Genomic DNA, 18,688 nt, shown 5'->3' with positions numbered 1-18,688 from the left:
CCCCTACTTATCCTTCATTTCCAGGTTTGGACCAGCAAAGAGCCTTCTTTACTGTGCCTTTCTCTCCTTTCATTCAAAAGGATGATCGACCGTTTTGAACACACCATCGTACTTTTCTTTAATGAATGCTTTCACTTCTTTGGAACTATATAATTCAGTTAATTTTTTATAGTCTTCATTATCTTTATTTTCTTCTGCGGTTGCCAAGTAAATCGGGAACTTGTCCCCTTGTTCGATATATAATGGATCTTCCTTCGGGTCGTATCCATTCTGGATTGCAAAATTACTAGGGATAATCGCAACGTCCAGGCTATTCATCGCTGGAGCAAGCATACCGCCTTCTAACTCCTTGAATTTCAATTTTTTTGGATTTTCTGCGATGTCCTGGATGGTTGCGTAGTTTTCAAGACCCGGCTTCAATTTAATTAAACCCGCTTCTTCATATAACAAAAGACCACGCCACAGATTAAGAGGATCATTCATGATTCCTAGAGTGGCCCCTTCAGGAATTTCCTCGATCGTTTTGTATTTTTTCGAATAAAAAGCCATATTCGTGGTGAAAACCTTCCCCACCGTTGCGATATTGGCTTTGTGATTCTCGTTATATTGTTCTAAATATGGTTTGGTTTGGAATACATTTACATCCAAGTCCCCATTTTCAAGAGCGCGGTTAGGCGTGACGAAATCATTGAATGGGACAATCTCCATTTTGATTCCCTCTTCCTTGGCCACCTCTTTCACCTTTTTGGCCACCTCTTCAAAAGGGCCCGCGGAAACGCCCACTTTAATCGTCTGTTCTTGAACTTTCTCTTCACTACCGCAGCCAGCCACTAATAATAAGCCCGTGACTGCAAGAAGCATCCCCATCATTTTCATCATTCTCATTCTCCCTCCCCATTTTTCAGTATACAATTATTATTATTTTAAAAACATCATAATTTTACATTCATCCTATATATTGATTATTTATCCTTTTTCTTAAGTAAATGACAATAATTTTTATATATTTAAATAGCAAATATTACTTTTTTCCATACTAATTAACGGAAATAAGGCAACTGCTAAAAGCGATTGCCTTGAAATTCCCCCAAAAAAATAAGCTGGCCGTTTAGGCCAGCTACATTTTCTTTATTTATGAAGCTTTTCTTGTTCCTCTTAAGATTAAGCTTAAGATGAAGACAAATACGATAGCACCGATTAATGCTGGAATGATAGCGAAATCTGCTACTGAAGGTCCCCAAGTTCCAAGAATTAATGAACCTAACCATGCACCAACAAAACCTGCAATGATGTTACCAACGATACCGAATGGTACGTCACGTCCGATAATCATACCTGCTAACCAACCGATAATACCACCGATAATTAATGACCATAAGAATCCCATAATATATTTCCTCCTTGAGTAAATGAATTTTATTCAACAGACTTGAAGAAATACTCATCACTTTCATTATTCGTGTCCGATCAACACCATAACCTTTACACTCAAAAGGTATAATGCCTGGTACGCATATCTTAATAATGCGAATGTTTTTGGTTATTTAAAAAGGTAATTGTCATTTTAAAATGAAGTTGATTGGACACCGCTTAATGTCTGTGTGTGTTTTCTTCTTGTTTGCTGTTGTACTAAGTATTTTCCCCTTATTCTAAATCTAAAACCTTATTTTATTTTAATTTTTTTGGAACCGAAAAAGAGATTATCGATGTAGAGAAAGGGGTATATACTATTTTTCATTTCGTCTTCCACTGTTAGTATAGACAGTTTCCATCTATAATATGTTAAAAAAAAGAGTGTCCAGAATTTCTCTGGGCACTCTTTTTAGGGTTCGTGAAACTGGTTAAAAAATCAGTTCATCCGGGTTGCTACCGAATCGTTCATTTTTATTCAAGGCGTCGATTTGGTTCATCTCATTAAGGCTCAATGAAAAGTCGAACACTTGAGCATTTTCTACGATACGCGAAGGTGTAATCGACTTTGGAATAACTACGATATCATGTTGTAGGTGCCATCTGATCAATACCTGTGCAGCGCTTTTCCCATGCTTTTTCGCAATATGGTTGATTGTAGGTTCATCGATTAAATGCCCGCGTCCAAGCGGACTCCACGCCTCTACCTTGATATCATGTTTTTTGCAGTAATCACGAATTTCGGTTTGAGTTAACAATGGATGTAATTCAATTTGATTGACGACAGGCTTAACCTCACTGTTTGCCAATAAGTTTTCCAGATGGTGAACATGGAAATTACTTACGCCGATCGCTTTCACTTTTCCATCATGATAAAGTTTCTCAAGTGCCTTCCATGTTTCCAGGTATTTATCCTGACCTGGCCAATGGATCAAATATAAGTCCAAATACTCCAAACCTAGACGTTCCATGCTATCCTCGAAAGCTTGAAGGGTCGTTTCATATCCTTGTTCCGTATTCCATACTTTCGACGTAATGAACAGTTCTTCACGTGGGATGCCACTTTCCCGAATCGCCTGCCCCACACCTTCTTCATTTTCGTAGATGGCGGCCGTATCGATTGCACGGTAACCTACCTCAATCGCCTTCTTGACTGATTCAACCGTTTCCTCACCGTTTTTCACCTTAAAGACACCGAAGCCCAGCTGCGGCATTTGCACTCCATTATGTAAAGTTATCTTCTCACCAACACTTGAAATCACGTGACATTCCCCCTTAGTTTTATTTTCCAATTATAGCATCAGATACCTTGCATTTCTAACCATTCACCTCGGAATTTTCAGCTTTCAATCCACCAAATCCTTTGGTAAACTATCCATTATTATTTAAAAAAAGAATGAATAGGTAATTTTTCATCGAATGAATAAAATATTTTGTAAAAAAATGACGAAACATCTATCCTTATAGATAAGAAATTCGTTACAATTGAATAGTTGGGCAAAAAAATGTTAAAAGTAGGTGCCACCTTTTCAAAAGAATAATCAATCGATATAACTCCCATTCTAAATAGTAGGAGTTTCAAGACTAATCTCTCGTCCACTTTGTATCCGCAAACTAGGTTTTATATTTACATACTTGAACATTAAGGGAGTCTTACATGCATGAGTAGTCTATTCATTTTAACAGCTGCAATTATCTTCTTTGCTTTAGTTTTTGACTTTATCAATGGGTTCCATGATACGGCCAATGCAATCGCTACCGCTGTTTCAACTAAGGCACTACAACCTCGGCACGCCATCATCATGGCTGCGATCATGAACTTATTGGGAGCATTGACCTTTACAGGGGTAGCCCAAACCATAACGAAGGACATTGTTGATCCATTTACCTTAAATAATGGTTCTTATGTCATTCTTGCTGCCCTACTATCTGCAATCATTTGGAATTTGGTCACCTGGTACGTTGGCATTCCAAGCAGTTCTTCCCATGCCATCATCGGATCCATTGCTGGAGCTGCCATAATATCAGGTGGTTTCGATTCCATCAAGTGGAGTGGGTTTTCTAAGATCGTCCAAGCCTTGATCTTATCTCCTATCATTGCATTTGCAGTCGGTTTTATCGTGTATAGCATCTTCAAGATCATCTTTAAAAATAATAACTTAGGCAAGACCAATAAACGTTTCCGGAGGATTCAAATTCTTACGGCTGCGATTCAATCCTATACACACGGAACAAATGATGCGCAAAAGTCGATGGGGATCATCACATTGGCTTTAATGGCTAATGGATTTGCTCATAGCTCCGACATCCCATTCTGGGTACAACTTTCCTGTGCGATTGCTATGGCCTTAGGTACTTCAATCGGCGGATGGAAAATCATCAAGACGGTCGGTGGGAAAATCATGAAGATCCGCCCGATAAACGGAGTGGCCGCTGATATGTCGGGTGCCGCCATCATCTTAGGGGCTACCTTCATTCATATGCCTGTAAGTACAACCCATGTCATCTCCTCTTCAATACTTGGTGTAGGCTCAGCTCACCGAATCAAAGGGGTAAAATGGACAACCGCCAAAAGCATGCTGGTGACATGGTTCATCACGTTACCAATTTCCGCAGGATTGGCTGCAACCATATACTATATTATTTCATTATTTTTATAATCCAACACTTGAACCTTTCCAATCCGGAAAGGTTTTTTTCTTCTCTTTTCTCTCTTCATCATTGTAGATATTCCCAAATTTCACTTTTCCTTTATCTTTTTGTAAAGTTTTATTAAGATTTTGTAAATTTTCGTCGAAAAACCTTCCCTATTGCTAGATGAATTCGTTACAATCAAGTTGTTAATACTAAAGCGTACACATCTATACGTAAAATTACGCTTGACTAATTGGGAGGCATTAACCATGGCTTTTAAATCTAAAAAAGACAAATTTGCAGTGATGTTATTAAATATTGCTCAAAACATCAAAGAAAGTGCGGACTATTTCGCAGATTATAAGCTTAAAAATATCAGCGACTTAAAAGTTTTTTCAGATACGATGAAAGATTATGAGCACAAGGGCGATGAAATGGTTCACACCATCATTAAAGAATTAAACAACGCCTTCATTACTCCTATAGAGCGTGAAGATATTCTTGAATTAACCATGAGAATGGATGATGTGATAGACGGTTTGGAGCATTGTTCCGCTCTATTCGAAATGTATTCTATCGTTAATGCCGATGAGTACATGCTTAAATTCGTCGATGCCATTAAAGAATGCACCTATGAAATCGAAACAGCTGTCGATACGCTATCTACTAAAAAATTACCAATGATCCGTGAAAACGCGATTAAGATTAAAGAACTTGAATCTGTTTGTGATGGCATCCAACGCCAATCCATCAAAAACCTGTTTACGGTTGAGAAAGATCCAATCAGAATCATCCAATATAAAGAGATTTACGAGAGCCTTGAAGAAATTGCCGACAACTGTCAAGCCGTTGCCAATACACTTGAAACAATCATAATGAAAAACGCCTAAGGAGTACCCCCAAAAATGGATACTTTATTGATTTTAACGATTATCATTGTTTTCCTAGCACTTGCATTCGACTTCATCAATGGTTTCCATGATACAGCGAATGCCATTGCTACATCTGTTTCAACAAAAGCGTTAAAACCAAGGCATGCTATCATCTTAGCAGCTATCATGAATTTTGTTGGAGCCATGACTTTCACAGGCGTGGCGAAGACGATCACGAAGGATATTGTGGATCCGTTCACCCTCCCGAATGGTTCTTATGTAATCATGGCTGCCCTACTTTCGGCCATCATATGGAATCTTCTTACTTGGTATTACGGAATACCAAGCAGTTCCTCCCATGCATTGATAGGTTCGATTGCAGGTGCCGCAATTGCAGCAGCCGGATTCTCCTCCATTAAGTGGGAAGGGTTCTTGAAAATTCTCGAAGCGTTGATTTTCTCTCCTATCATCGCTTTCGTGATAGGGTATATCGTTTATAGCATCTTTAAAGTTGTTTTCAAAAACAACAACCTGACGAAAACGAATCAAAGGTTCCGTACGATCCAGATTGCTACAGCAGCCCTTCAATCGTATACACATGGAACGAATGATGCTCAAAAGGCGATGGGGATCATTACACTGGCCCTGATCGCCAATGGATATGCATCAAGCACGGATATCGCTTTATGGGTTCAATTCAGTTGTGCCTTGGCAATGGGTCTTGGAACATCGATCGGTGGATGGAAAATCATCAAGACCGTCGGTGGTAAGATCATGAAGATTCGCCCTATCAATGGGGTTGCCGCTGATTTAACGGGTGCCTTCATCATCTTCGGTGCCACTTTGATTCATATGCCAGTAAGTACGACTCATGTTATTTCATCTTCCATCCTAGGAGTCGGTGCATCCCACCGGGTTAAGGGTGTTAAATGGGGAACGGCAAAAAGAATGCTAATCACTTGGTTCATTACCTTGCCTATTTCTGCTACATTAGCAGGGTTGATTTACATGGTTATTAATTTCTTTTTCTAACGTTTCCAAAAACCTGCTGATTCAGCAGGTTTTTTCATTTTCTGGAATTCTTCTATCCTATCACTATGTTAAATAAGGATAATCGTTTAAAATTTGTATAAGAAGGAATTTTTTAAGCGAGGTGCCTTAGCAGTATGAAGGAATTTACGAAAAATAGAGATATTTTTAAAGACCTTTATGGGGATATGATGGAGTTTGCTGATAGAATCAGTTCCGTTTTAGGTTGTCCGATTACAATAGAAGACGGAAACCATCGTCTCCTTGCCTATAGTACCCATGATGATACAACAGACCAAGCCCGGATCATGACCATCATTGGCAGACGGGTACCCGAAAAAGTCATCAATAGCTTATGGAAAGACGGCATCATCCCTTCCTTGTTGAAAGATGGGATGCCGATAAAAATAGATGCCAGGCATGACGTCGGGCTTGGCAATCGGGCAGCGGTTTCCATCCGGAAAAACAATGAAGTCCTGGGCTTCATCTGGGCATTGGAAGTAAACGAACCTTTCTCTGAAGAGGATATGGAATTTCTCCACTTCTCTGCCAAGGAAGCCAAAAATCAACTACAACAACTGCAATTGAAAAAGAAAAGGAAAGAAGCGGGACACCAGGAGTTTCTTTGGCGCATGTTGACGGGACACTATCAGGAAGAATCGGAAATACTCGAGCATTTCACTAAGTTTTCCATCCATGTCCCAGTCGTCTTTTCCATATTGGTATTTGAATTCCCAAACGAAATCAACCGTGAAGTCGAACGTTTCATTTCCTATATGCTAACGACCACCCAAAAGATTCATAGTTTCCTTTTTGCCATAGACCAGAATAGGCTCATCCTTTTTACTGGATTCAATCAGGAGAATGAATCTGCCTTCTCCACTTATGAATTCATCCCTTACTTCATATTGGAAATGCAACGACGGTTTGGTGTGGAACATATCCTTGGAACATCCGGGAACATGTATAAAAACCTGACCGACGTGAAATCAAGTTATGAGGAAGCGCTATATACCCTGAAAATGAAGTCGATTTTTCCAAACGATATGAATCACATCCTGCATTATGAAGAGCTCGGCATGTTTCAAATGCTTGATGTCTTTGCAAACAACAAACAGCGAACGGTCCATCCTTCTGTTTTAAAGCTCAAAGCATACGATATGAAAAATCAGACCGAATTATTGCACACACTGACCGTCTATCTCGAAAAAGACGGCAATCCCAATGAAGCTTCAAGGACTCTCCATATCCATGTGAATACGTTGAACTACCGATTAAAACGGATAAGTGAAATCGGGAATATCCGCCTAAAGGACCCGATTCAAAAGATGTCCCTCTTTCTAGACATCAAGATCGAACAATATAAAGAATTTCTAAAAAAAGCACGATGAATCTTAGATTACGGGTAAAGATAGGAAGACGGAAAGGAGAATGACCACCATGAATCTGGAACCAAGAGAAGAACTTGAGAAAGAATTGCAAATCATAAATAAGTGGGAAAAGGAACAGAAAGGTCTATGGTTTTGGGACCGGATCGGTCGCCTCCCCTTTAAGATACTCGACAAAGTGACCCCGTCCTTCATTCAAAAAAGGTTGGATGCCCTGCTCGATGAAATAGGTAGCTACATACAAACAGGCGGCAAATACCTAACGAAGGAATCTGCCATCATCAGGAAGGTGGAGGTTCATAGCCCAAATTTGAACATCACTACCATTGAAGATATCTCCAGGGATGTGCCACTCCAAGTGATGGACAAAGTTGGTCAAGATATTAAAAAATCGGGTAGTCATTTAGCGACGGTCCAGGGGGCCAGTACAGGAATAGGCGGAGTTTTCACTTTAGCCATCGATATCCCCCTCCTCCTTGGCATGTCCATTAAAACCCTGCAAGACATGGCCGTAGCCTATGGTTACAATCCACGGGACAAGCAGGAACGGGTTTTCATCGTCAAATGCCTACAGTTCACTACATCTGATGTCGTCGGGAAAAAGACGCTTTTAAAGGAAATGGAGAACATGGTCCTTCCTGGGTCCGAATCTAAAAGAGAAATTGCTTCCGAGCTTCAAGGCTGGCGGGAAGTGGTCTATACATATCGCGATCAATTCGGTTGGAAGAAACTTTTGCAGATGGTTCCCGTCGCAGGCATCATCTTTGGTGCATTCACCAATCGTTCCATGATCTCCGATATGGCCGATACAGGCATGATGCTTTATAAGAAAAGAAGAATTATAGAACGAATGAAGGAAATCGGTTCCACTGATTAGTTCCATGTCAGATTTTCTTACGTACACCTTGGTCATCCAGGCTCGTATCCAATAGTTACCCATACCTTTTGACTCTGCCTTTGTGGAATTCCACAAAGGCCTCTTTTCCACTTTTCTGATTTCCACATACTAACCTTTTCCAATCGCGTTTATACTTTAGGTAATACTTAAAAGAAACCATTGGAGGTATTTTAGATGAGAATAGGCATTCCGAAAGAAATCAAGAACAACGAAAACCGTGTAGCTATCACTCCCGCTGGTGTTATGGCATTAGCCAATGCCGGACATGAAGTTTTTATAGAAGTAAACGCAGGCTTAGGAAGCAGTTTCACCAATGAATCCTACCAGGAAGCCGGCGCCATCATGGTCGAAGATGCTGCAAGCGTTTGGGAAAGCACGGACATGATCATGAAGGTAAAAGAACCTATCCCATCTGAATATAAATATTTCCGTAAAGACTTGATTCTTTTCACATATCTTCACCTTGCCGCCGAACCGGAATTGGCAAAAGCATTAAAGGAAAATGGTGTATTGGCCATTGCCTATGAAACCGTTTCCGTAAATCGCACACTTCCATTATTAACGCCAATGAGCGAAGTCGCTGGACGCATGGCCTCACAAATCGGGGCTCAATTCCTTGAGAAAAACAACGGGGGTAAAGGTATCCTCCTAAGCGGTGTACCTGGTGTCAAACGCGGTAAAGTAGCGGTCATCGGGGGTGGTATGGTTGGAACGAATGCAGCCAAAATCGCCATCGGTCTGGGAGCGGATGTAACCATCCTTGACTTAAGTCCCGACCGTCTTCGCCAACTGGATGATATTTTTGGAAATCAGTTGACCACTCTCATTTCCAATCCATTCAATGTAGCGGAAGCCGTTAAAGATGCGGACCTAGTCATCGGGGCTGTCCTGATTCCAGGTGCAAAAGCTCCAAAACTTGTCACGGAAGAAATGGTCAAATCCATGTCGCCGGGATCAGTCATTGTCGATGTAGCCATTGACCAAGGCGGTATCTTTGAAACGGTTGACCATATCACAACACATGACAACCCTACTTACGTAAAACACGGAGTTGTCCACTATGCAGTGGCGAACATGCCTGGTGCGGTCCCTCAAACATCGACCACAGCGTTGACGAACGTAACCGTTCCTTACGCATTGCAAATTGCCAATAAGGGGGCTGTTAAAGCCATTCTTGAAAATGAAGCCCTTGCAAAAGGGGTAAACGTGGCCAACGGCGAAATCACGTTTGAGGCTGTTGCGACGGACCTTGGATATAATTACGTCAATGTAGTAAGTGCCTTGGATCAAAATAATATTAATGCCTAAAATGATAAGCTCCAGTGACGTTCATGACGTCCTGGAGCCTTTTCTGTATTTGTATTTTTCTACACGCACAAGAACATGATCATTTTCGACCCACCGTTATGTGTGATCAGTCTTCAAATACTTTGCCAGGATTCATGATGCCTTTCGGGTCCAAAGCCTGCTTGATCGTTTTCATCACTTCGTATGCAGTGCCATGCTCTCTCCGCTGATATTTTCTTTTCCCAAGTCCCACTCCATGTTCCCCCGTACACGTACCGCCTTTAGTTAGTGCGTATTCGACAATCTCCTCATTTATCCGCTTTGCTTCCACCACTTCCTCTGGGTTACTAAGATCCACCATGAACAAGACATGATAATTCCCATCACCCACGTGACCGACGATCGCACCTTCCACTTTCGATCGTTCGATCTTTTCCCTCGAATCCAAAATGGCATGAGACAATTCGTTCAAAGGCACGCTTACATCAGTCACCATCAATTTTTTGCCTGGTGCACTATGGATGAATGCATAAGCAAGATTATGGCGGGCTTCCCACAATTCGTTACGCGCTTTCGAATCCGTTTCAAACTGGATATCTTCACACCCTAAATCCCGGACAATTTCCTTTGCGAATGTCACATCCTGCTCAAGCCCCGCTGCATTCCCGTGAAACTCCAAGAATAATGTAGGTTTTACATCATAGGACTTATCCAAGAACTGATTTACCTTTTTCATAGATTCCGAGTCCACTAGCTCGATTCGTGCGATGGGAATTCCGGCAACCATGATGCCATTCACGGCTGCTACCGCAGCTTCGACGGTTGGAAATGAGGCCCTCCCCGCCATCGTCACTTCCGGGATCCCGTAGACCTTTAACGTTAATTCGGTAAATACCCCTAGCGTGCCTTCCGAACCGACAAATAACCCATTCAAGTGAATCCCGGATGAAGATTTTGCCGCTGAACTTCCGGTATGTATGATTTCCCCATTCGCAAGCACCACTTCCAAATCCCTAACCTGATCCCTCATAATCCCGTATTTAACAGAAGTCGTCCCACTTGCATTCGTTGCCGCCATCCCACCTAATGTTGCGTCGGCACCTGGGTCAACCGAGAAAAAGAGCCCGTATTTTTTCAGTTCTTTATTCAATTGTGTCCGTGTTACTCCCGGTTGGACCTTCACTAAAAAATCGCCTGCGCTGATTTCAAGCACCTTATTCATCAAGGATAAATCAAGTGAGATCCCTCCGTTTACAGGGACTACATGCCCTTCCAAACTCGACCCCAAACCAAAAGGAATGATTGGGATTCCTTGCTCATTGGCGTACCGTACGACAGCACTCGTTTCTAAGGCATTTCTCGGATAAACGACCACATCCGGTAACCTTGGCGCATGATACGATTCATCATGACTATGTTGTTCCAGTATCGTTTCATTCACGGATATTTGTCCTGCCGATAAAATGCTTCTTAATTGTTCAATATGTTCCTTCATGTCTTTTCCCCCTGTTTTTTAACGAAATATTCTGATTAAAGTTCCCGGGGAAGTTACCCATTTGTCAGGCAAATTCCCTTCTCTCAGTGATTGATTCCCTTTGTTTTATCCGTGCAGGCCTTCATCGCCTCCAAAACGCTTGCCCTGAACCGATTCTCTTCCAAAGTGGCAACGGCCGCAATCGTTGAACCACCCGGGGTACACACATCATCCTTCAACGCTCCTGGATGCTTCTCCGTTTCAAGTACCATTTTAGCCGCGCCTAAAACAGCTTGGGCAGCCATCCGATAAGCTTGCTTCCTCGGGATACCATCACGTACACCGCCATCCGCGAGGGCTTCGATGAACATGTACACATAGGCGGGTGAAGATCCACTGATTGCCGGCACCGCATCCATCAGGTGTTCTTGGATGAGCTCCGTTTTTCCAAAGCTGTTCAATAGTGTTGTGACTTCCCTTATGTCGGCAGTATCGATTTCATCATTCATGCTGATTACTGTCATGCCTTCCCCTACAAGTGATGGAGTGTTCGGCATCGTCCTTGCAACCTTCACCCGTTTTCCGATGCCCTCTTCGATTTGTGACGAGGTGATTCCAGCGGCCATCGTAACGATCACAACATCTTCTTTTATATAATCCTTCACTTCAGATAGCACCCGCTCGTGCATGGACGGTGGAATAGCAAGGAAAAGCATATCGGCAAATCCTGCCACTTCCTTATTGTCCAAACACCCTTGCACTCCATGTTTTGAAGTGACTTTAGTCAAGGTCCCTACACTTGCCGTACTGACCATGATCATTTCTGAAGATACGACGCCCGAACGAAGCATGCCTCCCAGCATCGCCTCTCCCATTTTACCGCATCCAATGAATCCAATTTTTTTATTCATATTTCCCACTTCCAATCATAACTTCATTTAGTATCTTATTATAACGGATTCAGAAATGAGAAACATGCCCAAGACTTCCTAGTGTGTGTAAAAGAAAAATATAACGGGATCCATTCCTTTAAGATTCCATCCCAATCAAGTGATTTTTTTAGCGAAAAATATGGATTGACTATATAGTCAGAAAAAGTTTATAATTTTGGCCACTTAGTCAATATCTTACAATGGAGATTGAACTTTACAAGAATGGAGACGCGAAATGGACATGGAGAAAAAGTCAATCAATACCACGCTTGGCTTGACCGGATTGATCATCGGGATGTTTTTCAGCTCATTGGAGCAAACGATTGTCGGTACAGCAATGCCGACGATCATCGGGGAATTGAATGGCTTCACCATCTTCGCTTGGGTGACGACCGCTTATTTAATTGCCTCCACCACCGTCGTTCCTATCGTCGGGAAATTATCGGATTTATATGGCAGGCGTTCCCTTTACCTGCTAGGAACGATCATCTTTACGATTGGCTCCTTTTTATGCGCCACCGCCACTTCAATGGAGCAGCTCATCATTTACCGTGGCCTTCAAGGAATCGGGGGCGGGATGATCATGCCTTTATCCCAGACCATTATCGGAGACATTTTCACAGCTGAACAGAGAGCTAAATGGCAAGGTGTATTCGGGGCCATTTTTGGATTAAGTGCCGTTATCGGGCCATTTTTGGGTGGACTGATTGTAGACCATATTAGCTGGCATTGGATTTTCCTCATCAATGTACCAACCGGTTTATTATCAGCAGGGATGATTTACGTCGGATTAAAGCATGAAACCATCTTGAAAAAAGAGAACGTTCACATCGATTATCTAGGGATTTTCACCTTAATCCCTGGCATCGTGTTGCTTTTGTTGGGCTTGACCTTCGGAGGTGATAAGTTCGAGTGGATGTCGTTCGACTCTATATCCATCTTTGGGAGTACTCTCGTTTTCCTTGCCCTTTTTGTGGTGTTTGAAAGAAGGGCCGTTGAACCAATCCTGGATTTATCCCTATTTAAAAATAGGGTATTTGCCACCACGAACATTTTAGGGTTTCTACTGGGCCTTGGCATGTTTGGGGCCATCATGTTCGTTCCGCTTTTCATGCAGGGCGTGCTTGGCGTGTCACCGACTAAAGCGGGTTCGACCATGACCCCGATGATGATCGGCATGATTCTCGCCAGTATCGTCGGGGGCCGGCTGCTGTTAACCTTCCGCTTTCGTACGGTGCTTACCTCCGGAATGTTTTTTGCAACGCTTGGATTCATCCTCATGAGTACGATGGATGGTGAAACCAATATCCTGACCGCCTTTATTTTCATGGCAGTCCTTGGAGTGGGAATGGGGCTAGTCATGCCGACGTTGATGATTGCCGTTCAGAATGAATTCCCAAAGTCGCAGCTTGGTTCGGTCACCGCAGCCTCTACCTTCTTTCGTTCCATTGGCGGAACGATGGGGATTACGATCTTGAATGCCGTCATGAACCATCATCTTCAACAAAATATGGATGATGCCGTGCTGAGCGAAAAGAACCCTGTACTGCATGAAGCCTTGAAAGGGCTAGCCAATCAGACAGATAAGCTATTCAATATCATGCTTTATCCTGAAAACCTGAAACTGCCGGATGAAGCCCGCCAAGTCCTGATCAAGACGATTGAACATGCTTGGATCGATGCCTTTTCCAGTGTCTTCATTACCGGTGTCTTTTTTATTTTTGCCGGAATATTGGTCGCTCTTTCCGTGGGGCCGGGTAAAATCAAGCGGGATCAAGAAATGCAAAGCGATAGGAGCCTATAAGCTAATGGATCGGCTGCATGCGTAGTCGATTTTTTCATTTTGTATCCTGAGGTTTCTTTTTCTTCGATAAGGGAATTTTAACTGTAACCTACTTATTGGAGTGATACGATGCAAAAAGAACCTACCATCCCATCCATTTTGCCACCGGAATTTTACAACCAGCCGACGATTGAGCTGGCCCAATCCCTTTTGGGTTGCCTGCTTGTGAAAGAGACCCCGGAAGGAACGGCTGCTGGTTTTATCGTCGAAACCGAAGCCTATATGGGGGCCATAGACAGGGCAGCTCATAGCTTTGGCAATAGAAGGACGAAGCGGACGGAAGTCATGTTCGGTGAATCCGGCATGATTTATACATATTCCATGCATACCCATACCCTTGTGAATGTCGTGAGTGGCGGTCCCGAAATTCCGGAAGCCATCTTGATTCGGGCAGTGGAGCCCTATGTGGGAGTGGAATTAATGCATGAAAGGCGTGGTCTTTCTGATGTCCGCAAACTGACGAACGGACCCGGGAAGTTATCCAAGGCACTTGGCATCACGATGTCAGATTACGGACATATGTTTACAGAACCCCCACTTTATCTTGCTTCCGGCAAACGACCCGATCATATTTCAAGCGGACCCCGTATCGGCATCGGGAACTCGGGGGAAGCGAAAGACTATCCTTGGCGCTTTTGGGTGACCGGCAGTCCTTTTATTTCACGCTAGCATGTCAAAAGCGAATGCAGAGAAATTGCGGGTGAAAGCTAAGCTTTGAAAACCTTGAAATGTCCCGATTAGCACAAAAAACGGTCGGAACACATTTCTTTTCGCCTGCTGGCTTCCCCACGCTTTTTTTGCCTCTCTTACCCATTAAATAGCAGTCATTCTTTATTGAAAGAGACATTCTCAAGCAAAGCCAGTGTCTACCTGCTAAAAGTACATTGGCTAATCCCTTCCTCTTCCCTCCTCCTTTACCATTTATATTCCCATCCACCAATTCACCTCCCTTTTTTATTCCTGATGCGTTCAATTGACCGGTCTTCACTGTCTCAAGGAAATGTTTGTAAGGCAACCAGTCTTTTAGACTAGCAATTCTTAAAATCCATGAAACTTTAGAACTCACAATTTAACATTTTTTTGAACAAAACCTCTTAAATATGTTATATTATGTCGAGACGTGCTTTAAATGGAAAAAATATCGGCTGAAATAAATGGAGGTGCCTTTCGAACAATCATAATCTTTGTTGCCATTTTTATAATAACGATCAATCCATAACTGACTGTTATTATTAGTCATTTTCTTTGTGCGTCCTTATAACTAAGGAGGTCACCCATTATGTTTAAAAAAATCCTACTACTTACAATGGCCGTATTCTTCATAACGACCACTTCACTCAGCCCTTCGCTTAAGGTCAATGCTGCAGAATCCAATGACACGGGAATTATCCATACAATAAAAAGTGCCAATGTCTATAAAGGGCCTGGTAAGGCTTATGGGACAACGGGCGGAAAAGTGCGAAAAGGGGAATTGGTGACAATCATCAAAACCTCCGGCAACTGGACGTATTTCCAAAGTAACGATGATTATGGCTGGATTGCGTCAAGGTTTGTACAGTCTTCTCTTGGTGAAGCTGTACTGACAAACGGAAAAGCGTCTTATAATCTATATAAAGGACCAGCCAAGAGCTATGGAAAAGGCGGTTCCGCTTTAGCGGGCACTACCGCGATCCTATTCGAGAAGTCCGGATCTTGGCGTCATATTTACGTTAATGGTCAGGAAGCATGGGTAGCTGAGAAATACATTCAGCCTACATACGGTGTAGGAAAGGTCAAAGCTAGTTATGTCAATCTATATAATGGAGCCGGCAAGAAATACGGTACCTCTGGAAAATTGGGCAACGGTAGTGTTGTCGCTTATGCAGAAGTGAAAAATAGTTGGCGTCATGTGTTTGTAAATGGAAAGAGCCATTGGATTTGGAACGCTCATTTAACTAACACCGATTACGATACCCTTTCACACCAAACTGTCATCTCAAAAAATTATGCCAACCTATATAAAGGACCAGCCAAAAGTTCTGGTGCTAAAACAAAAGTGACCAACGGTACACCGCTTGTTTCGTTAGCAACGATGGGAAATTGGACATATATCCAAACCTCATCAAATGAAGGGTGGGTTTGGTCAGACTCTCTTGTAGACACGACAGCTACCGCAAAAATCACTGGTACGAGTTCGGCTAAAATCTACAAAATTCCTAATAAGATCGGCGGAACCACAGGTAAAACCCTTGCGAAAAATAAAACAGTTGCCATTAAAGAGCTGAAAAACGGATGGCGCTCTGTGAGAAGCAGCAATACAACGGGTTGGATTGAAGATAAGTACCTGAATGAAACGATGAAGATTTCCTCCAAATCTGAGGGTGTTTCTCAATCTATATATAATATAAATGTATATTTATCTGCCACAAAGTCATTAGGAACGATTGGTCTTATCCCAAAAGGATCTACCGTGAGCTATTTTCAGGAGAAAAATGGTTGGAGATACATCCAGGCTGGTAATCTTCAAGGCTGGGTTTGGGATAATTCTCTCTCCACCGTCTCCCCATTAAGCGGGCTTAACATCATTCTCGATCCCGGTCATGGCGGAACGGACCCTGGTGCAGTGGGTAATGGTCTTCAAGAAGCCGCTCTCACTCTGGAAATCAGTGAGAGAGCACAAGATTTATTTGATAAAACACCCATCCATACGGTTATGACCAGAACTTCAAAGACAAGCAGTGTTACGGCGGGAAGCAAAATTTCCACCAGCCAATCCCTGCAAAAGCGCATGGACTTCGCAGCTGATAATAAGAAGTCTGAAGATGATGTCTTTGTCAGCGTCCATATTAATGCTGGCGGCGGGACTGGCGGCGAAACGTACTATTATAGTTCGTATAGCAGGGCTGCCGTCAATCCATACAATGCTGATAGCAAACTCTTGGCTCAAAAAATACAAGCAAGATTGATAGATTATATGGACTTTAAAAATAGAGGGACAAAAGAAGCTAGCTTCTATGTTCTCAAATACAATTCCATGCCCGCTACCCTTGTGGAAGCCGGCTTCATCGATAATGCAAGCGATGCAGCCAAACTGAAACAAACTTATTACAAACAACAGGCTGCCAAAGCGATCTATCAAGGTACACTAGATTATTACAAAGCAAAAGGATTCAACGTCGACGCTTATAATCTGTAAATGATCAACCGGCCCGGACTCATGGACATTCACATGTTCATCGTCCGGGTTTCTTTCTATCCATTTTGTTTTCTTCTCCATCCTAAAGGAGGTGTTTCTATTAACAAAACGTTATGGCTCATTCCTTTATTATTTCTCCTCCACAACTCGGAAGAATCATTAAGTATGACCCAATACTTAACAAAACACTTTCATATACCTTTTATCAGTCAATCTCAATTCATCCTTGCCGCTTCTATCTTGACTGTTCTAGTTTTCCTCATCATTTGTCTTTATCAGATTCAGGTCTTATCATCCATTCATTGGATCATCTTCACACAGGGTGCCATTTTCTTCAATGCGGTACAGCATCTTGCTTTATTCTTTTACTTTGGCTCGTATAATCCAGGAGCTATTACAGCCTATTTCATCTGTCTCTTTTCTATGATTCTTCTTGCACACGTATTAAAAAATAAGGTAGTCCGAGTATGGAGTTTGTGTATAACGCTTACCGGAAGCCTACTTTCCTACCCCCTGATCATCTGGCTTATGCTTCGTTTAGCTGGATTTTTAACATAAAAAATAAGAGGCCTCCATCAAGAAGACCTCTTTGTTTTCATTATTTATTGGATACCCCTGCCGATTCAAATGTTGCCATTTCTTTTACGACCAACGTCGCTGCCTGAAGAATGGGAAATGCAATCGCAGCACCGGTTCCTTCCCCAATTCTCATGTCCAATTGGAGAATCGGCTCTTTACCAAGCCATTCTATGGCCGTTCTGTGGCCGGGTTCTGCCGATTGATGGCCAACGAACATATAATCAGCGCAACGATTCGAAATCAAGTTTGCAATCACACCAGCCGTTGTCGTAATGAACCCATCAAGCAAAATCGGTATTCGTTTGTTGGCTGCTGCAAGCATCGCCCCTGCCATACCGGCAATCTCGAGTCCACCGATTTTCATTAAAATATCGATTGGATCTTTCGGATTAGGATTTCTTAACGAAATGGCCTCTTCAATGATTCTTTGTTTATGTATGATTCCTTCACTTTTCAGGCCGGTCCCCTGACCTACTAGTGATTCCACGCTTTTTCCACTAACGACCGAGATGATGGCAGAACTCGCTGTCGTATTGCCAATTCCCATTTCGCCAAGGATCAGACATTTCGCACCTTGCTCGATCATGGCCTCTGCCCGTTCATACCCGACTTCAAGCGCTTGGTTTACTTCTTCTAGCGTCATCGCGTCCTCTTTATAAAAGTTTCGAGTTCCGCGACGAACTTTCCTTGACGTCAATTCAGGTGCTTCAATATCCGCATCAATCCCGATATCAACAATGTCAAAGTAAGCGGATATCGCACGGCTGAATACATTGATTGCCGCTCCGTTATTAAGGAAATTGAGCGCCATTTGTTCGGTCACTTCTTTTGGATAAGCGGATACCCCTTCATCCGTAATCCCATGATCTGCCGCAAACACGATCACGCCTGGTTTAGACACCTCTGGAAAGGCCTCGCCTGTCATCTTCGCCAGTTCGATAACCAATTCCTCAAGCCTTCCCAAACTTCCCTGCGGAACAGTCAGCGAATCCACGTACCCTTTCACTTGCCTTCCCATCTCTTCATCCAACTCTGGGATGGATAGAGTGGCTAGCCCATTCTTCATCATTCAAAAAACCTCCACATATCAAATAAAAGACCTTACCCAATGGAAAAGCCCTTTACCTATCATCTTCTAAAAGTTCGAATTAGTCTATACTATCAATA

General features: G+C 42.6%; 16 protein-coding genes. 10 read left to right on the top strand and 6 right to left on the bottom strand.

Going from position 1 to position 18,688, the window contains the following annotated elements; genetic code table 11:
• Nucleotides 1-69 precede the first annotated feature (69 nt).
• From AC503W_RS04020 to AC503W_RS04010, 3 genes are all read right to left on the bottom strand, one after another.
• On the bottom strand, nt 70-879 hold the full coding sequence (locus AC503W_RS04020) for a MetQ/NlpA family ABC transporter substrate-binding protein (protein WP_402867529.1): 810 nt from the start codon (nt 877-879) through the stop codon (nt 70-72).
• Between the two features lie 253 nt (nt 880-1,132).
• Nucleotides 1,133-1,387: a GlsB/YeaQ/YmgE family stress response membrane protein gene (locus AC503W_RS04015; RefSeq protein ID WP_402867528.1), complete on the bottom strand. Its 255-nt coding sequence runs from the start codon at nt 1,385-1,387 to the stop codon at nt 1,133-1,135.
• 454 nt (nt 1,388-1,841) lie between these two features.
• Complete coding sequence (locus tag AC503W_RS04010) at nt 1,842-2,624, bottom strand: aldo/keto reductase (protein WP_402956022.1); 783 nt, start codon at nt 2,622-2,624, stop codon at nt 1,842-1,844.
• Between the two features lie 447 nt (nt 2,625-3,071).
• Between AC503W_RS04010 and AC503W_RS04005 the strand changes: the two genes are divergently transcribed.
• The 6 genes from AC503W_RS04005 to ald all read left to right on the top strand — a co-directional run bounded on the left by AC503W_RS04005 (nt 3,072) and on the right by ald (nt 9,539).
• Nucleotides 3,072-4,070, top strand: a complete 999-nt coding sequence (locus tag AC503W_RS04005) for an inorganic phosphate transporter (RefSeq protein WP_402867527.1) — start codon at nt 3,072-3,074, stop codon at nt 4,068-4,070.
• A gap of 243 nt (nt 4,071-4,313) precedes the next feature.
• Entirely contained in the window at nt 4,314-4,934 is a 621-nt protein-coding gene (locus AC503W_RS04000; RefSeq protein ID WP_402868506.1) for a DUF47 domain-containing protein, read from the top strand.
• Between the two features lie 15 nt (nt 4,935-4,949).
• Nucleotides 4,950-5,948, top strand: a complete 999-nt coding sequence (locus tag AC503W_RS03995; protein WP_402867526.1) for an inorganic phosphate transporter — start codon at nt 4,950-4,952, stop codon at nt 5,946-5,948.
• A 134-nt stretch (nt 5,949-6,082) separates the two neighbouring features.
• Complete coding sequence (locus AC503W_RS03990; RefSeq protein ID WP_402867525.1) at nt 6,083-7,336, top strand: PucR family transcriptional regulator; 1,254 nt, start codon at nt 6,083-6,085, stop codon at nt 7,334-7,336.
• A 49-nt stretch (nt 7,337-7,385) separates the two neighbouring features.
• Nucleotides 7,386-8,210, top strand: coding sequence for an EcsC family protein (locus AC503W_RS03985; protein WP_494916139.1), 825 nt, complete (start codon nt 7,386-7,388; stop codon nt 8,208-8,210).
• 195 nt (nt 8,211-8,405) lie between these two features.
• A complete protein-coding gene (gene ald, locus AC503W_RS03980) occupies nt 8,406-9,539 on the top strand; it encodes an alanine dehydrogenase (protein ID WP_402867523.1) in 1,134 nt (377 codons plus the stop codon).
• 106 nt (nt 9,540-9,645) lie between these two features.
• Here the strand turns inward: ald and AC503W_RS03975 are convergent, their stop codons facing one another.
• Together AC503W_RS03975 and proC are read right to left on the bottom strand one after the other, a co-directional pair.
• Entirely contained in the window at nt 9,646-11,013 is a 1,368-nt protein-coding gene (locus tag AC503W_RS03975) for an FAD-binding oxidoreductase (RefSeq protein WP_494916137.1), read from the bottom strand.
• 83 nt (nt 11,014-11,096) lie between these two features.
• On the bottom strand, nt 11,097-11,903 hold the full coding sequence (gene proC / locus AC503W_RS03970; protein WP_402990686.1) for a pyrroline-5-carboxylate reductase: 807 nt from the start codon (nt 11,901-11,903) through the stop codon (nt 11,097-11,099).
• Nucleotides 11,904-12,159: 256 nt separating this feature from the next.
• On the opposite strand from proC, the gene AC503W_RS03965 reads away from it, so the two are divergent.
• The 4 genes from AC503W_RS03965 (at nt 12,160) to AC503W_RS03950 (ending at nt 17,500) form a co-directional block, all read left to right on the top strand.
• Complete coding sequence (locus tag AC503W_RS03965) at nt 12,160-13,728, top strand: MDR family MFS transporter (protein ID WP_494916135.1); 1,569 nt, start codon at nt 12,160-12,162, stop codon at nt 13,726-13,728.
• A gap of 108 nt (nt 13,729-13,836) precedes the next feature.
• Nucleotides 13,837-14,436: a DNA-3-methyladenine glycosylase gene (locus AC503W_RS03960; RefSeq protein WP_402990692.1), complete on the top strand. Its 600-nt coding sequence runs from the start codon at nt 13,837-13,839 to the stop codon at nt 14,434-14,436.
• A gap of 610 nt (nt 14,437-15,046) precedes the next feature.
• On the top strand, nt 15,047-16,942 hold the full coding sequence (locus AC503W_RS03955) for an N-acetylmuramoyl-L-alanine amidase family protein (RefSeq protein ID WP_494916129.1): 1,896 nt from the start codon (nt 15,047-15,049) through the stop codon (nt 16,940-16,942).
• 165 nt (nt 16,943-17,107) lie between these two features.
• Nucleotides 17,108-17,500, top strand: coding sequence for an HXXEE domain-containing protein (locus AC503W_RS03950; protein ID WP_494916125.1), 393 nt, complete (start codon nt 17,108-17,110; stop codon nt 17,498-17,500).
• 40 nt (nt 17,501-17,540) lie between these two features.
• On the opposite strand, the gene cobT is transcribed toward AC503W_RS03950, so the two are convergent.
• Nucleotides 17,541-18,587, bottom strand: a complete 1,047-nt coding sequence (cobT, locus tag AC503W_RS03945) for a nicotinate-nucleotide--dimethylbenzimidazole phosphoribosyltransferase (protein WP_494917264.1) — start codon at nt 18,585-18,587, stop codon at nt 17,541-17,543.
• Nucleotides 18,588-18,688: the final 101 nt, after the last annotated feature.

The sequence above is a fragment of the Peribacillus suis genome (assembly GCF_059384845.1).
Note: the sequence above shows the minus strand (reverse complement) of the source record. Positions and strands in the feature narration are given on the sequence as shown.